The sequence below is a fragment of the Kitasatospora sp. NPDC002543 genome (genome assembly GCF_053594915.1).
Genome location: NZ_JBSFWR010000215.1, coordinates 1 through 3,202 on the forward strand (window position 1 = coordinate 1; position 3,202 = coordinate 3,202).

At 74.9% G+C, this 3,202-nt stretch carries 1 protein-coding gene; it reads right to left on the bottom strand.

Annotated features, from left to right (window positions below):
• Window positions 1-119 precede the first annotated feature (119 nt).
• Window positions 120-3,202, bottom strand: a 3,083-nt coding sequence (locus tag ACWD4P_RS38015) for a non-ribosomal peptide synthetase (protein WP_449782792.1), incomplete at its 5' end; no start/stop codon positions are given.

The following is a 3,202-nucleotide window of genomic DNA, read 5'->3' on the forward strand; positions in this document are numbered from 1 at the left end:
GGGGGGGGGGGGGGGGGGGGGGGGGGGGGGGGGGGGGGGGGGGGGGGGGGGGGGCCGGGGGGGGGGGGGGGGGGGGGGGGGGCGGCGGGGGGCCCCCCCACCACCATCGCTCGGCCGGGTCAGCGCAGATGGGCGGCGAGGATCGGGCCGATCACGTCCAGGGCCTCCGGCGTGGTGAAGCGGCTGTGCGGGATGTCCAGCGGGTGGTTCTCGATCGGGCCGTCCACGTGCTCGGCCCAGTGCTCGGTCAGCGGTGTACCGTCGGCTCCCCGGCCGGGCAGCGCCTCGAAGAACAGCACCGGGCCCCGGTAGCGGCCGGGCTGCTCGCCCTGGGCCAGGGCGAGGTTGTTGGCGGTGACCCGCACCAGCCGGCCGAGTGCGGCCTCGTCGAGTCCGCCGAGCACGCTGCCGCGTTCCCGCAGGAGTTCCAGGACCGTCGCGGCCCCGGGGAGTCCGGCCCCGAGGGTCCCGGCCCCGAGGGTCCCGGTGCCGAGGGCTCCGGTGCCGGCCGCCGGGGAGTCGGAGTCCGTTGAAGCCGGGGCAGTCGGGGTGGCCGCGGCGGGGACGCCCAGCTCGTCGAGGTCGAGGCCGTCCAGGGCCAGCGAGAGGATCTCGGCGTCGCTGGGCCGGCCGGCGTGCCGGTGGCGGCCGGTGGGGTGCGAGTCGAGCATGGCGAGGAGCGCGACGCTCTCGCCGTCCTCCTGGAGGAGGCGGGCCAGCTCGTGGGCGACCGTGCCGCCGAAGGACCAGCCGAGCAGGTGGTACGGGCCGCTTGGCTGCACCTCGCGGATCAGCCGCAGGTATTCGGCGGCCATCTCGGGGACGCTGCCCGGCAGTTCGGTGTCCCCGTCCAGGCCGCGGGCCTGCAGCGCGTACAGCGGCCGGTCGCGGTCCAGGTGGCGGACCAGGCCGGAGTAGCACCAGCCGAGGCCCCCGCCGGGGTGGACGGCGAACAGCGGCGGGCGGCTGCCGCCCGTGCGCAGCGGCAGCAGCCGGCCGAGCCCGTCGCCGGATTCGGCGCCGCCCTCGGCGGTGAGCCGTTCGGCGAGCCGGGCCACGGTCGGGGTCTCGAAGAGGGCCCGCAGACCGATCCGGACGCCGAGTTCGTCGTGGATCCGAGCGGTGAGCCGGGCGGCGAGCAGGGAGTGGCCGCCGAGGTCGAAGAAGTTGTCGTCGATGCCGACGGCCGGGGTGTTGAGGGTGGTGGCGAAGAGGTCGCAGAGGAGCTCTTCGTGGGGCGTGCGGGGGCCGCGGCCGACCGTTCCGGCGGCGGCGGGGTTCGGTGCGGGCAGGGCGCGGCGGTCGAGCTTGCCGTTGGGGGTGAGCGGGAGGGCGTCGAGGAGCACGACGGCGGAGGGCACCTGGTAGGCGGGCAGCCCGGCCGCGGCGGTGGACCGGAGTTCGGCCGGGTCCGGCGCGGGGGTGTCGGCGGACGGGACGAGGTAGGCGACGAGTCGCTGGTCGCCGGGGTTGTCCTCGCGCAGCAGCACGGCGGCCTGGGCGATGTCCGTACGCGCGGTGAAGTGGGCCTCGATCTCGGCGGGTTCGATGCGGAAGCCGCGCAGCTTGATCTGGTCGTCGGTGCGGCCGAGGAACTCCAGCCGGCCCTCGTGGTGCCAGCGGCCGAGGTCTCCGGTGCGGTACATCCGGGTGCCGGGCTCGCCGTACGGGTCGGGCAGGAAGCGCTCGGCGGTCAGGCCGGGGCGGCCGAGGTAGCCGCGGGTCACCAGGTCGCCGGCGATGTACAGTTCGCCGCCGACGCCGATCGGCAGGGCGCGGAACGCCTCGTCCAGGACGTACATCCGGGTGTTCCAGACCGGGCGGCCGATGGTGATCACGCCGGAGGGGGCGGTGTCGCCGGGCTCGATGCGGAACTCGGTGCAGCCGACGGTGGTCTCCGTCGGGCCGTACTCGTTGATCACGGTGGCGCCGGGGTGCCGTCGGCGCCACTCGTCCAGCACCTCGCCCATCAGCGACTCGCCGCCGAGGACCAACTGCTCGCTGGGCGAGAAGCGTTCGGGCAGCGCGGTGAGCAGGGCGAGGTGGCTGGGGGTGGCCTTGACGAAGGTCGGGCGCTCGAACTCCCGTGCCGTGGGGGCCTCGTCGTCCAGTTCGATCAGCTGGACGGTGCCGCCGCTGGTGAGCGGGGCGAACAGGCCGGTGACGGTGAGGTCGAAGGAGACCGGGGAGTGGACCAGGGCCCGGCCGGACACGCTGCCGTAGGCGTCGCGGGCCCACGCCAGGTAGGCGTCCAGCGAGTGGTGCTCGACCACCACGCCCTTGGGGCGCCCGGTGGAGCCGGAGGTGTAGATCACGTAGGCGGGGTTGCGCAGTGACAGGGGCGCCGAGCGGTCGGCGTCGGTGAGGTCGTGCGCGGGGAGGGCGGCGAGGGCGGCAGTCGTGTCCGGGGCGTCGAGCAGCAGGCGGGGGTGCTCGGTGGCGGGCAGCAGGCCGGCGGCCTCGGTGGTGGTGAGCACGCACAGCGGCTGGGCGTCGTCGAGGGTGTAGGCGATCCGCTCGCCCGGGTGGGTGAGGTCGATCGGGAGGTACGCCGCGCCGGACTTGAGCACCGCGAGCACGGCCACCAGGGTCTCCACCGAGCGGGGCACGGCCAGTGCGACGAGCCGTTCGGGGCCGGCCCCCTGGGCCACGAGGTGGCGGGCGAGGCGGTTGGCGGCGGTGTCGAGCCGGGCGTAGCTGAGGGTGTCGGTGCCGCTGACGACGGCGGTGGCGTCGGGGGTGCGGGCGGCCTGGGCGGCGAACAGCTCCGGCAGCGTCCGGCCGGGGAGTTCGCGGGTCGGGCCGTTCCAGTCGGTGAACAGGGCTCGGCGCTCGTGCTCGCCGAACAGGTCGATGTCGTGGATGGGGGTGTCGGGGTGGTCGGCGGCGCTGCGCAGGATGCGCTGGAACTGCTCGGCGAGCCGCTGGATGGTGGCGGGCTCGAAGAGGTCGGTGGCGTATTCGATGGTCAGGGTGAGGCCGTTCGGGGCGTTGTCCTCGGTGTGGTGCTCGATCACCGTGAAGGACAGGTCGAACTTGGCCGTGCGGAGGGTGTCGTCCTGCTCCTGCGGCAGCGGCTCCGATGCCCAACCATCGTTGCCGGGTGCGGTGTTGTTGAGGGTGAGGATGGTTTGGAAGAGGGGGTGGCGGTGGGGGGTGCGGGTGGGGTTGAGGTGTTCGACGAGGAGTTCGAAGGGGAGGT